Here is a 19,057-nt window from a genome sequence, read left to right as displayed (position 1 = left end):
TAAAATACTTAAATGTGACTTATAAGACAACGTGTTTTAAGTCACATTTATTTGTTGCCCTTTATTATTTTTATTAATTCTGAAAGAGTTTGTTCTTTTTTATTACTTTTTAAATCACATTCCCAGATTGTTAATACTTTCCAGCCTTCGTTTTGTAATGTAATATTTGACTTCTTATCATTTTCAATATTGTGATTAATTTTATTCAACCACCATTCCGTTCTGGTTTTTGGAACTACAAAGTATTTGCATCTTTCATGTCCATGCCAGAAACAACCATGTACAAATATTACTGTTTTATATTTTGGCAGAACAATGTCTGGTTTACCAGGTAATTTTTTATCGTGAAGACGATAGCGAAATCCGTTAGCAAAAAGAAATTTACGTACGAGCATTTCAGGCTTAGTATCTTTGCCTTTTATTTTGCTCATATTGTAGCTTCTGGTTTCTTTACTATGGACGTCAGCCATTTTTTATTTTTTTTCTATCAACCTCTCCAACTTTTCAATCATTTCCTTCTGCTGCTGAAGCATACGCTCATAAAGCTCAACCATCTTATCAAGAGGATTGAAAGTAGGCTGATTATTAAAAAAGGCGGGTTGTTGACAGTTATCAAAAGAAGCAGTATTGGAAATAATATTTATTGCATTCTCCTCATCAAAATTCTCAATCGCTTCTGCAGGAACTTTCAAAATTTGAGCTACCTGCGCCAGAATATCAGATTCTACGGTTTCTTTTTGTTCTAAAAGGGAGATTTTCTTTTGGTTCCAGTCGTCGCCCAGTTCAAAAGCCAATGCTTCCTGTTTGATGCCCAGCATTTCGCGGAAACGCTTTATATTTCTACCTTGGTGTATTTTTTTATTTTGCATATCTGTGTAACTCATAATAACAAATATAAAGCTTTAGATCAAAAAAATAAAGCGCTGTTTTAAAATAAATAATCTTCTAAAATATCCCTGTTTCAGAATAAAATATCCTTTCCTCAGATGGTTTATCCTTCTTATTATACCTTCATTTGTAGAAAAATAACACCTATGAAAAGAAAAAGAAGAATGAACAGCAGCAAATATAATGAACTGAACAATCGTTACCTTACGGTTTTCCTCAAATCGTTTTCAAGAGCGTATGGCAAAATAGTATACTTCCCCGAAATAAGAATAGCAGGGAAGTGGGTACAGCAATGTGGTTTTTAAGGCAGGAGATAAAATACTGGTTACGGTGAGCAGAAACCAGATTATCCTGGAAAGGGAGGTGGATTATGAAGGATCGGTATGATTTTTTTGATGGTCTCTCGCAGATTACACAGATCTTTTTTAGAGTCATAATCTGCGAAATCTGCTTTGATCTGTGGGAGGATATTTTTTAAACCATTAAGTATGACTTAAGGCTTTAAGTAAAGTTAAGATTCAAATCAATTTGAATGAAGGGTTGTGTTTTAAGAATGTCTTTAGATATTCCCTTAATATTCTTAATTACTTATCTATTCTTAATGTTTCAAATTCTTTATTTTAGTTTTGATTTTTTAACGTAAAGTTTTCAAATAAAGTATTTTATACTTTAAGGTGGTTAAGGATGGGCAAGTGAACTTGCCTGATGAAGCGGATGATAGTCTCTCGCAGATTTTGGAGATTATGCAGATCTTTTTTAGAGTTATAATTTGCGATATCAGCTTGATCTGTGGGAGATTATTTCTTTGAACCATTAAGGAGGATTTAAAGCTTTAAGTAAAGTTAAGATTCAAATCAATTTGAATGGAGTGTTGCGCTTTAGAATGTCTTTAGATATTCCCTTAATATTCTTAATTACTTATCTATTCTTAATGGTTTAAGAATTTATCAATGGTTAGTTTCTTATGATATTTATTTTATAAAAATACCGATGTATTTTCCATTGTATTCTACAACAGAAGTGTTAATGTTTTTTTTGATACAAAAATCCTGATACGCAGAATTGTCACCAATATCATCACTAATAAAGACGGCACCAGGCTTCAATCTTTTATAAATTTGGTGATAAGCCCACATTCTTCCGTGGTAACTTTTGTCAGAATCATAGTGGAATACATCAAAAGAGGAAACTTTTTTAAAAATTTTAGGTAATGATTCTCTGTCTGCAAAACGGAATAGCTGCCAATATTTTTTAAGGTTTTCCGGAACAACATATCCCACATACTGGTCACCATCCTGAGCAAGATAAGGCATATCTGAGCTATAGAGTGTACCATTTCTTTTTTGAAGCGAAAGCAATATGGCCAGAGAAGACCATCCATAAGCCACACCTGTTTCCAGAACGTTTTGTGCTTTGGTAAATTCGCAGGCGTAATAAATGAGTTCGAGAGCGCCAGGTCCACCCATTGTAATAGGACATTCTTTTTCTTTTAAGCTGGCTTTTTCCAGGATATCAGCATAGGTAGATCTGAAATGATCTGTATTCATAGAAAAAAGTCTGGAAACTGCTTCTTTTTGGGAAACTGCAATGGAGGCAGCCCAGGAATTTGTTTTTGCTTTTCCTTTGAACGGACTTCTTCTGCTTACCGTATTTTTAATGATTTTTCTGCCCAGTTCAGGATAAAGAGCAGGTCTTTTAAGATAAGCTACAAATGTTTTGAGAACTGTTGACATTTCATTGATTGTATTAAAGTTACAAGACAAATGTATCCTATTAAAAACCATATTGCATTGAGGCAATATTAATTTTAAGAGTAAATCTGTTTAAGATTTTTTAATAAATGGAGTCCGGTAATTAATCAGTGAAAGATCTTATTTTAATGTAAAAATAAAATTTTAAAGCATTGATTTGCTTTAATTTAGAAGATTAGATAAGTCTATGAGTGGGCGAGGTGAAGTGTCGGGAGAGTCGCTCGCAGATTTTGGTGATTAGGCAGATGTTTATGCGATAACTTGCAGGATCTGTTTTATTCGCAAAAGATAATGTTTTTGATTTTCAACTGTTTAAAGGAGAAATCATTTCTTTATATTGGAGGAAGAGTTTTTGCTTTTTTCTTTACAAAAATGTCTGTCCAAAAATATATGGAGTACGGTCATAAAAACGGCTATACTATTCTGCTTTTTCACTAGGGTAGGTATTTTGCTTTTTCGTTAACACACTAAAAAGTGTGTTGTTTGATGGTTGCAAATGTATAAAATAATTGTATAAACAGAAAGAAAAATAAGACGAAATTATCAGGATAATTTTCAATGGTCTATGGCTGTGGAAAGCTATACTCAGGAAATTGCCCTATCTTTGGTGCTTCTATGCCTTCCGGCATTAATCAATAGTATTCGAAAATGAAATTTTTATTAGACCTTTTATTCCGTGTTGTTCAGCTTTTTACAGAACCTTATTTTTTAGTATTTCTTGCAGTAGTTATCATTGCTTTGCTCAAAAGAAAAAACAAGCGTAAGAATCTGAGAATAGGAGTTGGCTTTTTTGCTGTTTTAATGATCATTTTTATAGGAAATGGCTTTCTGGGAAAACTGACTTCCGGATATCTGCAGAAAAATTATGTAAGCACTGTGGTGACTAAAAATAGAGCTCCTCAAAATCCCGTTATTGTTGTATTAGGTGGTGGAGTTGTAGATTTTGAACACACAGAAAAGCTGCATACCATGTCTTATTCCAGAATGGTAACGGCTTATCAGCTGTATCATGAATACAAGACCAATAATCTGCCTTGTAAAATACTGATTTCCGGAAAAGGTAGAGGCCACAAAAGTGAAGCAGAATTATTCAGTGAAAATTTTAAAAGAATGGGCGTATCAGATGCTGATATCATTAAAGAAGATAAAAGCATGAATACGTATCAAAATGCAAAATATTCCAGCAAGATCTTGCAGCAGATGGCTCCTTCTGATGTATACCTTGTTACTTCCGGATTTCATATGAAAAGGTCTATGGCTTTGTTTCAGACATTCGGATTAAACCCTGTTCCACAAGCCTCAGATTTTATAGATACTGAAATTACTGTATTTCCTAACAGCTATAATGCGGCATTTACTTTTGTGATGCTGAAGGAAGTATTGGGAATATGGCAGGTGCAGCTGTATAATAGCCTGGGATTGAATGGATAGTTATTTAAAACTATTATATAAAAACCGGACACTTAGTTAATTTAAGTGTCCGGTTCTGGTTTAAAAAGCTTTGATTTTTATTTTGTTTTCTTAATAGAAATTACCGTCTGCAAAACCACAGAAGCAATAATAAACACCAATCCTATATAAAACGAAAGATTGACTTCTTTGCTTTCTCCGAAAAATAAGAACGCCATAATAATAGCATACACGGGCTCCAGATTGTATGTTAAATTGACGGTAAACGCCGGAATTTTCTTCAAAACCTCTGCAAACATTACGTATAAGCCAACGGTACAAAAAAGCGATAAAACGCCCAAATAAGCCGTGTTTTTTAAGTCGGGAACTATGCTATCTGACTGAAAATAGAGGAGATATACGGGCAAAAACGCTCCCCAGCATAAAGTACCGGCAATCATCTGATAATAGTTGATGACCTTGGTATCAAAATGACTCACCAGACGTTTGTTATAAATCGTATACAAAGCCCCGAATGCCGATGAAAAGACGCCTAATATAATCCCAAGCTGATAGGAAGTATCAAAATGAAATATTAAACTGATTCCTACGATGGTCAGCGTACTGAGAAGTAATTCTGAAAGCTTGAATTTCTCCTTATCAAGAATAGGTTTGAATACGGCAGTGAAAAAACTTGTCAGGCAGTAGCATACCACACCAATGGAGATATTGGCATATTTTATACTGGCATAAAAAAGAAGCCAGTGTAACGTAAGCAGTAAGCCGGCTTTTGAAATCTGAATTTTTCCCCGCAAAGGAATATCCGTTGGGATTTTCAAGAGCTTTATAATAAAGAACAAAATAATAGAGGAGAAGAGGAGTCTGTACCAGACCAGCAAACCTTCGTTAAGAGTGATCAATTTCCCGAATACACCTGTAAATCCGGCCAGAATTACGGCCAGATGTAATAATAAATATGATTTTTTCATTAGAGAATGAACTGTAAAATTGGAATTAATATTTTTGTTAGAATGTGAAGCACAATAAACTGGGTCGTTAATAAGTTAACGACAAGAGTACGCTTCAAATTAAATTGAAAATATTAAGGTGCCGGAGGAGGCAGACAGTTCGAGCGGTTCATATTGATCTGTTGAATGTCAAATATAGGGAAAAATATTTTGAAAGTTTACATAAAAAATACATTGAACTTGTGTCCATCCGGATCTGCAAATACAAAACCGTAGTAATTTTCTCCAAAGCTCTCAGGCTCTGAAACAATGGTTCCTCCGGCATTTTTTACTTCTTCAGCCCATTCATCCACCTGATTTTTGCTTTCTGCAGAAAGGGTAAATATAATTTCGTTAGAACTTTGTGGATCACCAAATTTCATGCTTTTCAGGTTGTTTTCTATGACATTTTTTAAGAAAAAGTGGATAATTAATTCATTTCCAGCCATAAAAAAACTTACCAATTCGTTGGAACTGTGGGGGTTATTGGGTTTGAATCCCAGCTCAGTATAGAATTTCTGTGTGCGCTCAAGGTCGGTTACGGCCAGATTGGCCCAGATCATTTTAGGTTTCATACGATTTTATTTTTTGGTTAGGATAAAGGTAGGCTGTTCCAGGATCATAAAAACTGTCATGTGGCAAGAATTTGTATTTTCAGTGAATATGAATATTCTGGATAAGATGGCTTTTCTATGAGATTTCCCGTTGGATAATTTAACATAATATATGAAGGTAGGATTGTAATTTAAGATTGAATGACCGAAAGACCGAAAGACCCTTGTCAAGGTTCAAAACCTTGACAAGGGTTAAAGGATGGGAATTCATTTTGCTTCTATTTTTTTTATTATGCGGTATTTGTATTTAATCTGATAGTTTATTGTTAATTAAATGCATTTCGTTTTGTTTTATTGAAAATAATTTATATTTTTGGATTGTAATTTAAAAATACAATATTATGAACGCGAAAAAAATTATTAAATTAGAGCAAGAAAAAGAAAAAAATGAACTATTAGAGGAGTTTCAAGTTGAAGAACTTGAGCAGAGATTTGAAATGAGATTAAATTGGTTTGATGGTCAACCGACCAGTACACCTATTAAAATTGGGTAACATCAAAAGTTATTATCTAAACTGACCTTTTCTGAGGTCAGTTTTTGAAAACATAATTTTAAATGAAATTAAAAAATATTTTAACTTTTTTGAGTTTCTTATATTCAATATTCATATCTCCTCAAAAGAAGGTAAATATTATAGACTTCGAAACAAAAAAACCTATCCCTCAAGTAAGAGTTGTTTATAATAATCAAATTTCATACACAAACGATGATGGTTTTATTCTATTACCCAACGAAGAAAAATATATAGAAATATTTTCTCCAGAATATGGTCAAAGTATATTCGCCGTGAATAGTATTATAGAACTAAAAGCTATTTATAAAGAAATAGAAGAAATAAAGATAAGATCAGTAGATGCCAAGAAGATTATTTCCTCCGTATTAAAAGATTACAATAAGAACTACGAGACTAAAGCATCTATCTATAATGGAATTTTAAAATCCAAATCAAAAATAAATAATATGCTCAATCGAATTCTGGTGATAGATATGGATTTGTGGACACTAGCCAATCAGTATATATATCGTAAAAATATTGATGATTTTATTCAAATAAACCTTAGAAATAAAAAATTTGATAAAAATAGAATAGAAGATAAAACTTATATTTTTAATAGAAAAGACAACTTAAATTCTCAAGAATCTCAGGAAAATAATATAAAAATTTTTTTGCAAAAATTTTTCTTATATAATCAGCTTTACTTCATTGATTACTATACTAAAGGATTAAATATAAAAGGAAGTATTATCAACGAAACAGGAGATATACAAACCATAAAATTCAAAACAGATAAAATGCCTCTTAATATTATTTGTTGTGAAGGAATTATGCAGTATAATAAAAAAGAAAATACGATTATTTATATGCAATGTAATCAAATACAACAAAAAGCAATAGATAAATTTTTAAATATTTTTGATAAGGAATATACAGTTTCTACTGACTTATTTACAGTGACTTATGACATGTATAAAAAGGAAGGGAAATATATTCCAGCCAAAATAATAATGAGTTACAAAGCAAATATAATGTTAGAAAATAAAGAGTATCCAGCTACACGTACTGATGAATTTGTATTTAGCACTCATAGCCTTTCTAATCGGTATGGTTTATCTTCTAAAATAGACTTAAATAAAAATTTTCTTGACAGTATTTTTGACAATTCCATAAAAGATAATAAAACCCTTCTTTCTTCGGAGGAGCAAAAGTTTGTAGATGAGCAATAAGGAAAAATCTCCAGAGTTTTACAAATACTATCCTAAACTTTTTCATGACTACTACCCAAAAATTGAAAAAAGTACGGTAAATATCTTGTCAGAAGCGGGCTATAGTTACTATCAGTCTATATTAAAGCTTGACTCTATCATAGATAATATGGAAGTACATAAAATATTTAATGTATTAAACCTACAAGAAGAAACAATTAAAATCCTCTCTTCTGTATATCCAGAAAACCACATATTTTGGAAATATTGGAATATGAGAAAAATAGAATATTTTGAAGCAATATTTTTAGAAAAAAATCTCTGGGAAAATCCAAATTCAGATAATTATTATGAAGTTGCAGACAAAAAATCTGCATTTGGGAAAGTTGCAATTGATTGCTTATATGTACTTTCAGAAAATAAAGATGAAGAAGTTTATAAACTGTTGTTGGAATCTCATAAGTACTTTTCAATTGGCTTTCAGTTATATGATGACGTTATGGATTTCAGTGATGATTTTTATAAAAAACAATTTAACTATGCTGTGCATGAGCTATCAAAATCTGTGGATTTTTCAAAATACAATAATGATGTAATTCTTCTTCATAAACTCCTCTATATTGAAGGAGTGGGAATTGGTGTTTTAAATAAATCTATTTCATACTTAACTAAAGCTCAAGAGACTATTAAAGGGCTATCTGAAAAAAAAGTATGGTTTAATACTATTAACGATTTTAAGCAAACTATTATCGGTTATAGAGATGTTACAGATGGGTATATAAAAACGATACAAGAAAGGGCAAAAATTAAAAAGATACCTATAAAAGATAATTTTTTTGATTTTGAAAAAATAAAAAATGATGAATTTATAAAAGGATTACAATTCATAAAATCTGATTTCCTCAAAAACTATGCAGAGCTAAAGCATATCATGTATTTGGGAAGTAAAGAGGAATTTGAGAATGATATAGATATTCATTCTTCAGATACCTTTCAGAGGGCATTATTAAACGATTGCTTATTGGATATTACCAAATCATTTGATATTAATGCGAAAGATTTTTTTGAAAACGAAAACCAATATCTCCTTGAGCGGAAAAATGAAGATGAAATAGGAGCGTGGTCTTATTTTCCTACTGTGCAGGAAATAGCTGCGGATATTGATGATTTAGGACAGATTATCCAACAATTTATCAGAACTGATAATAAACATTTAATAAGTATTCATTGTCTCAAAGCAATAAATATTGTTATAAATGAAAGAATTCAACCAAGTGGAGGTATAGAAACTTGGATTATTCCTAAAGATAATCTTACTAAAAAACAAATGAAACAGGATTTATTTAATTCTACTAAATGGGGAAGAGGAGCAGATGTAGAAGTTGTGGCTAATTTTATATATGCGTTAACATTATTTGATGCTGAAAAATATAAATTGACAATTAGTAAAGCTATAAATTATATTATTTCAGAACAAAAAGACCATGGTTATTGGGAAGCGAGATGGTATTATGGTAAGTTCTATGGTACTTATGTTTGCTTGAGATTACTTAATGAATTTCCTTCTGAATATAAATCTTCAAAGCAAAAAATAAAGAATTTCTTAATCAACTCACAAAATGAAGATGGAAGTTTTGATGAAGAACAATACAAAAACTTATCAACCTCTTTTGCCATTTTTTGTATAAAATTATTAAAAGCACCAGAGTTAGCAGAAGCAAAAAGGAAAGCTCAAAAATATTTATTGGATAATCAATTAATTGATGGCTGTTGGAATTCTGAAAACTTTATTAAACCTAAATCACATGAGCCATACAAAAGTAAAACTCTCTCGACTGCTTATGTTTTAAAGGCTTTGTTATGAAGGATGAAGATTACCTGTACAAACTATCATCAGACCTTGAGCTATCAAAATTCAATGAAAATGAATATTTATTGTACAACTCAAAATTTAATAAATACACTAAAATTGGTAGAAAATATTATGATTTGTTGGTTTTAGCAGATGGAAGTAGAACAATTCCAGAAATAAATGCTGCTTTTCAGAAAAATCATAGAATATTTCTTTCCGATGTAGAAATCATATCACTTTTTGATAAGCTAAAACAATATGGAATTTTTGATTATCATGATTCTATTAAAGAGCATGAGAAAATACCTGATTATATAAAATTTGGTTTTATTTTTCTTACATCTAATGTTATTTCTAGAATAGTTCCTCTATTAAAGTTCGTATTTAATAAATATTTTTTCTATGCAATTGCTATTATGTATTTTATAATATTAGGTTTGAATCTTTATGAAAATTACCATGAATATGATAAATTAAATATTAAAAAGATATTCCCTTATTTCTTATTGTTGACTTTTATCGCAAGTATTTTACATGAGTTAGGCCATGCTACAGCATCATACTACTATAAAGCTAAACACGGAGGTATTGGTTTTGGATTTTATTTATATTTCATTCCTGCTTTCTTCGCTGATGTTACAGATGTATGGAGACTGATTAGATGGAAGCGTATAGTTGTTAATAGTGCAGGTGTTTATTTTGAGATTATTTTTTGTTTATTATTGACAATGACAGGTTTTTTTACAAAAAATCAATCTGTTGAAGTTTTAGCATTAGTAATTTCGGGTACGGCGTTGTACAATTTATTACCTTTTTTAAGGGCAGATGGATATTGGATATTATCTGATTTATTAGATAAGCCTAATCTTAATTTCCACTCAATGAATAATTTAAAATTAATTTTGATTTCTTTTCTTAATAGGAAAAAATTATCTTTTAGCAGAAAAGATTATCTTATTGCTTTATATGGAGTTTTCAATATTTTAATAATCTGTATTTTCTTTTATTATCAATTATTTTTAAATTGGGGATCAATTGTGAGTTTTCCTGGAACTATTTATTATGTAATTATTTCTATTTTCAAAAGAGACCTTTTAATGAGCTTTTATCAACTAGTTAAAATGATAACCGCATTTTTATTTTACCTTATTGCATTTAAAATTCTCATAAAAGTATTTAAGAATGCATTAAGATAAAAATAATTATTCCTATAATTTATATTATGTTAAATTGTATATTGTTTTGGTTTCAAAGATTCACAGAACATGTTAAATTTCATTATTTTACACTTTCGATTATTGCACCAGATTTTCAAGCATAATAAACTCTCTATCCCACGTTTTAATCTCTTGCATTTTACAGTCTACAAAATAAAATGTCGGATTAAGGAATCTTTATAAGGAATCTTTATATTAAGCCTTAATCCGACATTTTTGAAAGCTGTTGTAAGCAGCTTTTTATTTATTTAATTTTTCTAATTCAGGTAATTCTCTTTTATACTTTTCAACGTCCCAAACTAAATCCCAATTTTTAATATAGTTAGAAATTGGATCTAAGCCAACTTCTGTTCTTCTTTTATCTACATTGTCAGGATCTGTTAAAGGTAAAACATAGTAAGTATTATTGCTTTGATTGATTCCTATTTGACTTCCGTAGATTTGTTTTCTACCTTCCCGAATTTCTATTCTGTCAATTAACAAAGCTAAAGAACCTGGACTTGCATTTCCTTTTTTTACCGCTTCTTTCATCATGGGTAAATATTTTTTTTGCGTTTCCAGATCTGAATGCTGAATGACAAGAAATAATGCACTATTGGCTTGTGCGCCTACTTTGTCTTTACCCACCCAGCCTTTTTCATCTAATATTTTTTTTACTTTTATTAAGTTAATGGAGTCTTTCTGATTGGCTATTTTCCAAAGGTCATTCATTTCTTTAGAATTTTGGCCGAATTTTTTTTGAGTTTCACCCATTTGCATTCTATATTTCTGGTCTTCTTCAAGAATTGCCAATAATTCAGCCTGCAATGGTTTGTCATAATTTGCTTCTATTGACGCTATTTTTTTTTCTAACTTTTCAATGGTTTTCCCCCACTCTTTTTTTGAATGCAAATTTTCTAAATCAGTATCAGAATTTAAGTGCTTTAGATTGGTCCAGCCTTTTTCTATTGATAAGTTCAACCATTGAAATGCTTGTTTTGTATTTCCTGCTAAAGAAGATGAACACGCACCATTATATAAGTGACTTGGATTTTCGCTTTCGATTTTAAAAGCCTTATCATATAAATCTGCAGACATTTTATAATCTTTTGATTCATATAATTTATTAGCTTCATTTATTAATTTTGAATATTCCTGAGCATTCACGTTTACGAATAAAAATAATAATAACAAAGTATAAATAGTGTTTCTCATATTTTCTGTATTTAATTTAGATGGTTATTATTCTACTAATATAAAATTTATTTTGATAATTAGATTGTTAAGAGATCACAAAAAAGAAATTATACTAGGTTTTCATTGGATTGACGAATTTTTTGTTTTTAAATTAAATAATCATATTGAATAACTATTTGTAAGAATTTTCTTTATAAGTAAAACGGCATCTTCAAGTTCTTTCTCATTCTTTGAAGCAAAACCTAATCGAAAAGCATTCTCTTCTTCATCTATTTGCTTGATTTTCAATTGTGAATGGGTTTTCAATGTATTAACACTGTAGGAATCTTTGAGCTGTATCCACACCGACAGGCCTCCGTCTGGTAAAGTAAAAGAGATATAAGGACTCAGATGCTGTTGCAAAAGTATATTCAGGTAATCTCTGCGTTGATGGTAAGATTTTTTGGCTTTCTTCAGGTATCTTCCCAAATCACCACTTTTAATCAATTCTGCTAATGCATTTTGCATATATCCATCCCCTCCTACATCTATTGCTTTTCTCAGAAGAACCGCTTCCTGAATGAAATTTTTAGGAGCTACCATAAAACCAATACGAATGGAAGAACCCAATATTTTTGAAAATGAACCTATATAAATGACATTCCCTTTATGAGCTCCACTTGCCAAAGGTAAATATGGTGAGGAGGAATAATGATAATCATAATCGTAATCATCCTCAATAATAGCAAACGAATATTGATTGGAAAGCTCCAACAGTTTCATTCTTCTTTCAACGCTCAAAGTGACTGTTGTAGGATAATGGTGATGAGGAATGAGGTATACAGCAGTTATTTTTTTCTTTTTACATATTTTTTCTAGAGCATTGATGTCCAGTCCATTTTCGTCTACAGGAACTTCTATCACAGACGCCTTTGTTTTTTCAAAAGCACTGTTTGCCATAGGATATCCTGGTTTTCCGGAAATAATAATATCTTCTGCCTGTAAAAGCAACTGAGCGGCCAGATAAATGCTCATTTGTGCACCATGGGTAATCAATAGGTTATCAGCGGAAATATTCAGACCTCTTGTTGCTGATAGATATCTCGATAACTCTTCTCTTAGTTTTAGTGTACCTTGAGTTGTCCCGACAACTGCTTTTTTAATGCTAAAGCTTCTTGATGTATAGCTACGGTAAATTTTCAATAGCTCATCTATAGGAGAAAGCCGAATATCAGGATGTCCATCATCAATGAAAGTCTCAGGAAGAGCAGTCAGTTCCTGTTGTGACGGATCTTTCTTTGAGATATGAAGCGGAAGATTAAAACTGTTTTCATAGGATACAGATGAATTTTGAGCGTTCCACTTTTGAGGTTTTAAAGTTGGAATATGTTCAGATACTCTAACCTGTTTTCGGGGAATAATCAAGATCCAATCCTGGGCATTGAGTTCTTCATATGCCGCAATTACCGTCTTACGATGTATACCCAGTGTTTTTGCAAGTTCTCTGGTGCCGGGAAGAGCCATTCCAGCCTTTAAATTACCATTTCTTATCGCATTAATAATAGAGATGGCTATCTGTCTGTAAACAGGAAGCTTTTTCTCTTTATCAATATTGATGATATGTTCAAACGGAAACATTCTGGACTACTCTATATGTTTAATCTGGTATACAAATGTAGTCCAAATTACCTATAATTTTGTCCTGTGAATCAAATAAATTTTAATTAAAAGTATGATAGCTGTAATATTTGAAGTCGTACCTGAAGAAGGAAAGAAAGATGAATATCTGGATATAGCGAGATCACTAAAATCTGAGCTGGAAGTGATTCCTGGCTTTATTTCGATTGAAAGATTTCAAAGTCTTGTAGACCCAAAAAAAATCCTCTCCCTGTCCTTTTGGGAAGATGAAAATAGTATAAAAGAATGGCGTAACAGAACCACGCACAGGAAAGCACAACAGGCAGGGCGGAATTCTGTGTTTGAAGATTACAGACTGCGTGTAGCTTCCGTCATACGGGATTATGGAATGTCTGAAAGACAGGAAGCGCCTACAGATAATATCTTTTAAAATAATAGTAAAAAAAATAAAAAATGATTACGTACCAAATTGAAGAAAACATTGGAATAGAAGAATTTACCCAGGTTTTGGTAAACTCTACATTAGGAGAAAGACGTCCCGTCAACGAACCGGAAAGAATAACAGAAATGCTGCAGCATGCCAATCTTATTGCAACAGCCCGGGATAATGGTAAATTGATTGGAATATCAAGATCGTTAACCGATTTTGCCTTCTGCACTTATCTTTCAGACCTAGCTGTTGATGAGAATTATCAAAAGAAAGGCATTGGAAAAGAATTAATCCGATTGACAAAAGAGCACACTCCAAAAGCCACATTGATTTTATTGGCAGCACCAAAAGCTGTAGGCTATTATCCTAAGATCGGGATGAAACAGTGGGAGCAGTGCTATATACTGAATAATGTGGAGGATTTGAAATAATGAAATATCCCGGAAAATAAGAAGACATGTACTAAAATGACATGTCTTCTTTTAAGTATGATAACTTGTTGATATCGTTATTTTTACACTAGCTGAATATTAAGTGGACATAGAAATTTTAACTGAGAATTGTTTGAGTTCGTTATTTTATTCTAGCAGTTATTGTATCAAATTTTTCAAGCAATAGTAAATTATAAAGTTCTGTGACTTCGTTCCAATCTGTAGCCTGATACCTGGTTTGTTTTCCTTCAAAAATTACGAAAAGTGATAAATCTTTATTTACTTCAATTACATTTTCATTATCAGTTATAACTGAAACCCAAAATGCTCCATGCTCTTCATCCATTAATTGAATGTCTGATATAGCTTTTATTATATCCTTTTCATCAATATTGTCTTTTTGATAGCCGTCAGTATATTGAATATAATTTTCTGTCATATTATCGTTTTTTGAAATTTAGGTACTTTATTATTCTAAAAAATCGTATAAATAAATTAGTAGCCAAATTGTTATTCCTGTTTTCACTTTTAAGTTTCTTACTTGATTCTCTGATATCTTCAACAATTATAAAAAATGATTTCATATAATATCTCTTACCTGTTAAACGGATATTCATTGATCCAATGAAAATTCCTTTTGTTTAAAGGATAATCTTCCTTTTTCTTTCTTATTGTTTTTATTTTTACAGAATCACGACCCTTATTTCCAGTAAAAATGATACTATCTTTTTGAATATTGTAATGCAGGTAAGCATATAGTTCTTGTTGATCCACTTTACGCAGCATAAGTATCTTTCTTTCAGTATCTACAACACTCTGAAACGCTTTAGTACTGTCATTGTTCAGGATTACTTTTGTCCGGCTTGGAGAACTTATTAATATTTTTTTCCAGCCAATGGAATCGTTGCATGGTATTTCCTGGTTGTTTATGATAAATTTATCCACAATATAAGCGCCTTCCATCGGAGTAGTCGGAGTTGTATAAAACAGTGCTGATGAAGAACTTAATATGAAAAATGCTACTACAAGCCATTTGAATACAATAACTGTAATACTCTTCCACTTTTTGTCAAATGTTCTTTTTTGAAAACGTAATTGTGATGGCTGATGCAAGATAAAAAAACGATATAAAGCCATTGCATCACCGCTTACAATGAAGAGACAGAGCAAAACAATATGACTGGAAAATATTTTAACCGGCACATCATAGAAAAAGTTCAACAGAGCTACATTAATCATCACTGTCATGGAAAAAAGCGCACCAAAAGTTTTGGTTCTCCTGAAAAGAAGCAAAAGTCCACCCATAACTTCCAACAATCCGGAAACAAATGTATAACCACTGGAAGTTCCCATCATAGTCCATACCATCCCCATTGGTGACATATCTCCAACTTTTTCTTCCAGTCTGCCAATTGAATTTGCAGGAAACTGTCCGTCGTGTAGCTTTGCAAAACCGTACGAAAGCATTATCATGGCTACATAATAGCGTGCTACTACTACCGTAAACCAATGAAGATCTTTAAATGTCCGTTGTTTTTTATCTGCAAGAAGTATAATGAGTGTAGCCATTACCGCTAAGCCAATATTTACAATCACTACCCAATAATCTAATGTAGTATCGCCGCTGCCAGTCATTGTAATATATTCTACCTGTGTTTGCTGAAAAACATTTTTACACAACCACAAGACTCCACTCTTGTGTATTCCTGCTAAAGGTGAAAACTGAGAGGTAAAAATAAAAAGATACCCATAAGAAATAACAAACAAATGCAGGAAACGTAGTACAGCATTGTGCTTTCCTAGATTGGGAAAAGTGACCGGTTTTGTATCCATATTAATAATATTTATTTAAGATAAAAAAGCTCGCATTAATCATATAAATTTTCAGATCGTTTTTGATATATTTTGGGTGAAATTTAAAAGCTCTATCATTTATTTCTCTGTATCAAATCCAAGCTTCTTTCTAAATTCAAGAGTTAGCTTGTAACTTTCTTCAATTGGAACTTCCTTTTTCGATCCTTTACTAATATCCTTACCTTGTTCTGTCCATAAGTAAGGAAAAAAGCTGAATACCTGGTCGCCTTTAAGTTTTGCTACATCTTTTTTCCAATTTGCCCATCTGTATTCTTTGTAAAATTCATCAAGATTTTTATTAAAACAAAAATTCAGAAATTCCGTGTAAGTAATATCAAGAGGTTCATATTCCAAATTATCTGGTGCCAAATAATACACTTTTCCTAAATCGTTTCCAAGTCCTCCGCCATTCAGAATGAAAATACCTCCTATTGCATCGTCAGCAATTAAAAGATATGGAATTGGCTGTCCATAATCCTCAAATGTTTTTCCTCTATTCCATTCCGGCAATGACCTGCTTAGCTTCTCACTACCTGAGCCAAGAATTCTTATCCAGCCATTATCAACAAAAAGTCCCCCTGTCATGTATACAATTGAACCCATTGGAGATTTGGTTGTAACTTGGGTTTTATATAAAGCATCCTTTGCTTTGTTGCTATCTACTGGCAATATTTCCACTTTATTTTTTGCGGTGTCTATCCATTCTTTTACAAGAATCCAGCCTGGATCTTTATCGTTTATTAATTCATCAATAGAGCGCATTTTTGTTTGTCCATAAGTTGTTAATGAGAATAAGGATAATATAATAATTGTCAAACATTTTATCATGCTGTTTAGTTTTCTAAAATGATAGTTAGTTGTATACATTTTTCTGTCATTATTTTATCTCAATTTTATGATAAGCAATCCATCGTTTTAAGTTCCCTACCATTCTTTTTAAATGATCTTCATTCAGGAAAATATTGGTCCAATATTCAAATCTGTCGCACTGAACACTTATATAATAGTTCATAATGGCCAGACATGCGTAATGTAAAAACTTTTTTTCTTCATCATTAATTTTAGTGACAGTTTCATAGCCTCTTATGAAATGATCTGCTTTTGCCTCATATTCTTCTTGGCTCAAATGAGTTGTAAATAACTGAAATAGAAAATAAGAAATATCAAAGCATAAATAACCATTACCACAAAAATCAAAGTCAAAGAATGTGATTTCTTTTTCGTTATCAATGTGTAAATTATCAAACCACACATCAAGATGAACCGCTCCATATCTCATGTTCTGTTGGTCTGCATTTTCCAACTTTAGCGTTAAAAAATTGGAAAGATTTTCTAAAAATTCAATTTCGGTAGTGTTTTTACTATAGAATTTTTTTGTCCTTATAACTGGGTTTTTGAGAAGGTTTTGAGCATTGTAAGACATTCTCATCAGTTCTACATTTTCTGTTGATTGATGAACTTTAGCTAATGCTTGTCCAATCAGAAAGCTGGTTTCGGGTGAGAATTTTGCTGTTTTTATACCTTTAGCATATGAAAATAAAACGCCAAATCTTGTTCCTTCCGGAGCTTCTATTTTCTGGATAAACTTGTTTGATTGATCTGCTATGGGAAAAGCAACTTGTCGGTCTGCTTCTTTCAGGTGATTGAGAAGTCTTAGTTCTTCTTGAATTTCTAATTCAGTTCGCCAATCATGGGTGTACACTCTAAAAACGTATTTGTTTTCGCCATCATGAACGATGTATAAATGGTTCATCGCAAGCCGGAAAATGCTGCATCCCGTTTTGTCGGTTAGTCCATACTTTTCTTGAATAAGTTGACCAAGTCTATCAGGTGAAAGTGTACTGTTTATTGTAGGAAATTTCTCTGTCATGTAATTCTCGTTCGTAGCTGGTTATATAGTTTGTGCAATTTCGTTAACATTTTTCGATTTTACACGTATTACATCCGTTTATTTAGCTATTTCCTGCAATTCGATTTCTAAATCCTTCTTTTCCTTTTCTTTATAAAATTCAGAATTTGCTAATGAAATATTAAATTCTTTGACAGTTGCAGAATAATCCTGTTGCAGTAAGATTTTAGCCTTTATAATATTTAAATAAGCCTCTGAAAAATTTGGATAAGAATCTATAAGGATTTTCCATGCCTGAATAGCTTTGTCATATTGTTTTTCATTATAAAATGCCCATCCTTTTCCATTTAAAATACCCAATGAAAAATTTAGATTAACACCGTAATTGGATCGTATTTCTTTATCCAAAGATGATTTGATGCTCAAGTCTGTTTGCTTATTTGATATATACTTCGACTGAATGGCAGACCAATCTTCAAATATCTCGTAAAGAGCTGTATTAATAAGTAAACCTGGCGTTGCATTATGATCTGCTTTTTTAAACTCATATCCTTTCATATCCAGAAAGGGATTGTTAATTTTCTTAATGATGGAATCCATTTTCACGAAATCTTCGGGATAATCGTTTCCGATTCCATAGCGATAATATTTTTTTGTATGAAAAGAGCGCTTATTGAATTGACTTATAGAATCTGTTAAGTCAACATTTTTCTGAGTAAAAAACGGGCTCATAGAAATAATTCCATTCAAGTCATTTATTCTGGAATTCAATAATGAGGTTGTAAAATATCCATATCTGGAATGACCGATTAACACTCTAAAAGCAGAGGCTTTGTACTCTCTTTCAGCTAATGGGATGAGTTGGTCAAATATAAATTTTCCATTCTCCAGTGCAAGGCCGTTGGGATCAGAAATTTTATACTGTGTTTCAAGATAGCGGTATCTTTGTTCTGATTCAACGCTTATTATGATAGAGGAAGGAACTTGTTCATTACTCGTTAAATAGTCAATTGTATTGAGAATATAATGATTACTTCTTTTATTTTGCCGATCAAATACAATGATTAATGGGAATTTATTCCCGGACTTCTTTTGCCATTCTATGGGCACCATTACAGAAATCTTTTTCTCAAATCCAAGACTTGTTGATTTTAATGTTGTGTCTTTTAGTATTTTATATCTTTCATAATTCTGGGCAAGCAGTGAAGAAGTTGCTGAAGTGAAAATTAAAAGAAAGAGTAAATACTTTTTTATCATGGCAATTGGTGTAAATATCA

At 31.6% G+C, this 19,057-nt stretch carries 20 protein-coding genes; 8 read left to right on the top strand and 12 right to left on the bottom strand.

What is annotated here, in order from left to right; translation table 11 throughout:
- Window positions 1-47: 47 nt before the first annotated feature.
- Both ACKTTZ_RS21085 and ACKTTZ_RS21080 read right to left on the bottom strand, forming a co-directional pair.
- Window positions 48-470 (bottom strand): very short patch repair endonuclease, encoded by a 423-nt coding sequence (locus ACKTTZ_RS21085; RefSeq protein ID WP_407846542.1) that lies wholly within the window; start codon window positions 468-470, stop codon window positions 48-50.
- A gap of 3 nt (window positions 471-473) precedes the next feature.
- Entirely contained in the window at window positions 474-884 is a 411-nt protein-coding gene (locus tag ACKTTZ_RS21080) for a helix-turn-helix transcriptional regulator (RefSeq protein WP_407846541.1), read from the bottom strand.
- Window positions 885-1,034: 150 nt separating this feature from the next.
- Between ACKTTZ_RS21080 and ACKTTZ_RS21075 the strand changes: the two genes are divergently transcribed.
- On the top strand, window positions 1,035-1,193 hold the full coding sequence (locus ACKTTZ_RS21075; protein ID WP_407846540.1) for a hypothetical protein: 159 nt from the start codon (window positions 1,035-1,037) through the stop codon (window positions 1,191-1,193).
- A gap of 666 nt (window positions 1,194-1,859) precedes the next feature.
- On the opposite strand, the gene ACKTTZ_RS21070 is transcribed toward ACKTTZ_RS21075, so the two are convergent.
- Complete coding sequence (locus ACKTTZ_RS21070) at window positions 1,860-2,621, bottom strand: O-methyltransferase (protein ID WP_407846539.1); 762 nt, start codon at window positions 2,619-2,621, stop codon at window positions 1,860-1,862.
- A 666-nt stretch (window positions 2,622-3,287) separates the two neighbouring features.
- Between ACKTTZ_RS21070 and ACKTTZ_RS21065 the strand changes: the two genes are divergently transcribed.
- On the top strand, window positions 3,288-4,070 hold the full coding sequence (locus tag ACKTTZ_RS21065) for a YdcF family protein (RefSeq protein ID WP_407846538.1): 783 nt from the start codon (window positions 3,288-3,290) through the stop codon (window positions 4,068-4,070).
- A gap of 77 nt (window positions 4,071-4,147) precedes the next feature.
- Here ACKTTZ_RS21065 and ACKTTZ_RS21060 read toward each other — a convergent pair whose 3' ends face one another.
- The gene (locus tag ACKTTZ_RS21060) at window positions 4,148-5,017 is read right to left on the bottom strand and encodes a DMT family transporter (RefSeq protein ID WP_034697871.1); all 870 of its coding nucleotides are present in this window, start codon (window positions 5,015-5,017) and stop codon (window positions 4,148-4,150) included.
- Between the two features lie 197 nt (window positions 5,018-5,214).
- A complete protein-coding gene (locus ACKTTZ_RS21055) occupies window positions 5,215-5,610 on the bottom strand; it encodes a VOC family protein (protein ID WP_264517856.1) in 396 nt (131 codons plus the stop codon).
- 380 nt (window positions 5,611-5,990) lie between these two features.
- Between ACKTTZ_RS21055 and ACKTTZ_RS21050 the strand changes: the two genes are divergently transcribed.
- The 4 genes from ACKTTZ_RS21050 to ACKTTZ_RS21035 all read left to right on the top strand — a co-directional run bounded on the left by ACKTTZ_RS21050 (window position 5,991) and on the right by ACKTTZ_RS21035 (window position 10,402).
- Window positions 5,991-6,143: a hypothetical protein gene (locus tag ACKTTZ_RS21050; protein WP_407846537.1), complete on the top strand. Its 153-nt coding sequence runs from the start codon at window positions 5,991-5,993 to the stop codon at window positions 6,141-6,143.
- A gap of 62 nt (window positions 6,144-6,205) precedes the next feature.
- Entirely contained in the window at window positions 6,206-7,375 is a 1,170-nt protein-coding gene (locus ACKTTZ_RS21045) for a hypothetical protein (protein WP_407846536.1), read from the top strand.
- Window positions 7,365-9,218, top strand: a complete 1,854-nt coding sequence (locus ACKTTZ_RS21040; RefSeq protein ID WP_407846535.1) for a prenyltransferase/squalene oxidase repeat-containing protein — start codon at window positions 7,365-7,367, stop codon at window positions 9,216-9,218. Before ACKTTZ_RS21045 ends, ACKTTZ_RS21040 begins: the two co-directional genes overlap by 11 nt.
- Window positions 9,215-10,402, top strand: a complete 1,188-nt coding sequence (locus ACKTTZ_RS21035) for a hypothetical protein (RefSeq protein WP_407846534.1) — start codon at window positions 9,215-9,217, stop codon at window positions 10,400-10,402. Before ACKTTZ_RS21040 ends, ACKTTZ_RS21035 begins: the two co-directional genes overlap by 4 nt.
- Before the next feature lie 261 nt (window positions 10,403-10,663).
- Here ACKTTZ_RS21035 and ACKTTZ_RS21030 read toward each other — a convergent pair whose 3' ends face one another.
- Both ACKTTZ_RS21030 and ACKTTZ_RS21025 read right to left on the bottom strand, forming a co-directional pair.
- Window positions 10,664-11,617, bottom strand: a complete 954-nt coding sequence (locus ACKTTZ_RS21030) for a DUF6624 domain-containing protein (RefSeq protein WP_034697883.1) — start codon at window positions 11,615-11,617, stop codon at window positions 10,664-10,666.
- A gap of 141 nt (window positions 11,618-11,758) precedes the next feature.
- Entirely contained in the window at window positions 11,759-13,216 is a 1,458-nt protein-coding gene (locus tag ACKTTZ_RS21025) for a PLP-dependent aminotransferase family protein (RefSeq protein WP_407846533.1), read from the bottom strand.
- Window positions 13,217-13,310: 94 nt separating this feature from the next.
- On the opposite strand from ACKTTZ_RS21025, the gene ACKTTZ_RS21020 reads away from it, so the two are divergent.
- Window positions 13,311-13,646: an antibiotic biosynthesis monooxygenase family protein gene (locus ACKTTZ_RS21020; protein ID WP_407846532.1), complete on the top strand. Its 336-nt coding sequence runs from the start codon at window positions 13,311-13,313 to the stop codon at window positions 13,644-13,646.
- Between the two features lie 23 nt (window positions 13,647-13,669).
- Window positions 13,670-14,077, top strand: coding sequence for a GNAT family N-acetyltransferase (locus tag ACKTTZ_RS21015; RefSeq protein ID WP_034697894.1), 408 nt, complete (start codon window positions 13,670-13,672; stop codon window positions 14,075-14,077).
- A 142-nt stretch (window positions 14,078-14,219) separates the two neighbouring features.
- On the opposite strand, the gene ACKTTZ_RS21010 is transcribed toward ACKTTZ_RS21015, so the two are convergent.
- From ACKTTZ_RS21010 to ACKTTZ_RS20990, 5 genes are all read right to left on the bottom strand, one after another.
- Window positions 14,220-14,516, bottom strand: a complete 297-nt coding sequence (locus ACKTTZ_RS21010; RefSeq protein WP_253316163.1) for a hypothetical protein — start codon at window positions 14,514-14,516, stop codon at window positions 14,220-14,222.
- A 155-nt stretch (window positions 14,517-14,671) separates the two neighbouring features.
- Window positions 14,672-15,910: a hypothetical protein gene (locus ACKTTZ_RS21005; RefSeq protein WP_407846531.1), complete on the bottom strand. Its 1,239-nt coding sequence runs from the start codon at window positions 15,908-15,910 to the stop codon at window positions 14,672-14,674.
- A 99-nt stretch (window positions 15,911-16,009) separates the two neighbouring features.
- Entirely contained in the window at window positions 16,010-16,798 is a 789-nt protein-coding gene (locus ACKTTZ_RS21000) for a DUF2625 domain-containing protein (RefSeq protein WP_253316165.1), read from the bottom strand.
- Between the two features lie 10 nt (window positions 16,799-16,808).
- Entirely contained in the window at window positions 16,809-17,801 is a 993-nt protein-coding gene (locus ACKTTZ_RS20995; RefSeq protein WP_407846530.1) for a phosphotransferase, read from the bottom strand.
- Window positions 17,802-17,879: 78 nt separating this feature from the next.
- Window positions 17,880-19,037 (bottom strand): alpha/beta hydrolase-fold protein, encoded by a 1,158-nt coding sequence (locus ACKTTZ_RS20990; protein WP_407846529.1) that lies wholly within the window; start codon window positions 19,035-19,037, stop codon window positions 17,880-17,882.
- Window positions 19,038-19,057 lie beyond the last annotated feature (20 nt).

It is taken from the genome of Chryseobacterium sp. KCF3-3, from assembly GCF_045865955.1.
In the GTDB taxonomy this organism is placed as follows: domain Bacteria; phylum Bacteroidota; class Bacteroidia; order Flavobacteriales; family Weeksellaceae; genus Chryseobacterium.
The sequence above is the reverse complement of the archived record's forward strand: the minus strand, read 5'-3'. Positions and strand labels throughout refer to the sequence as shown.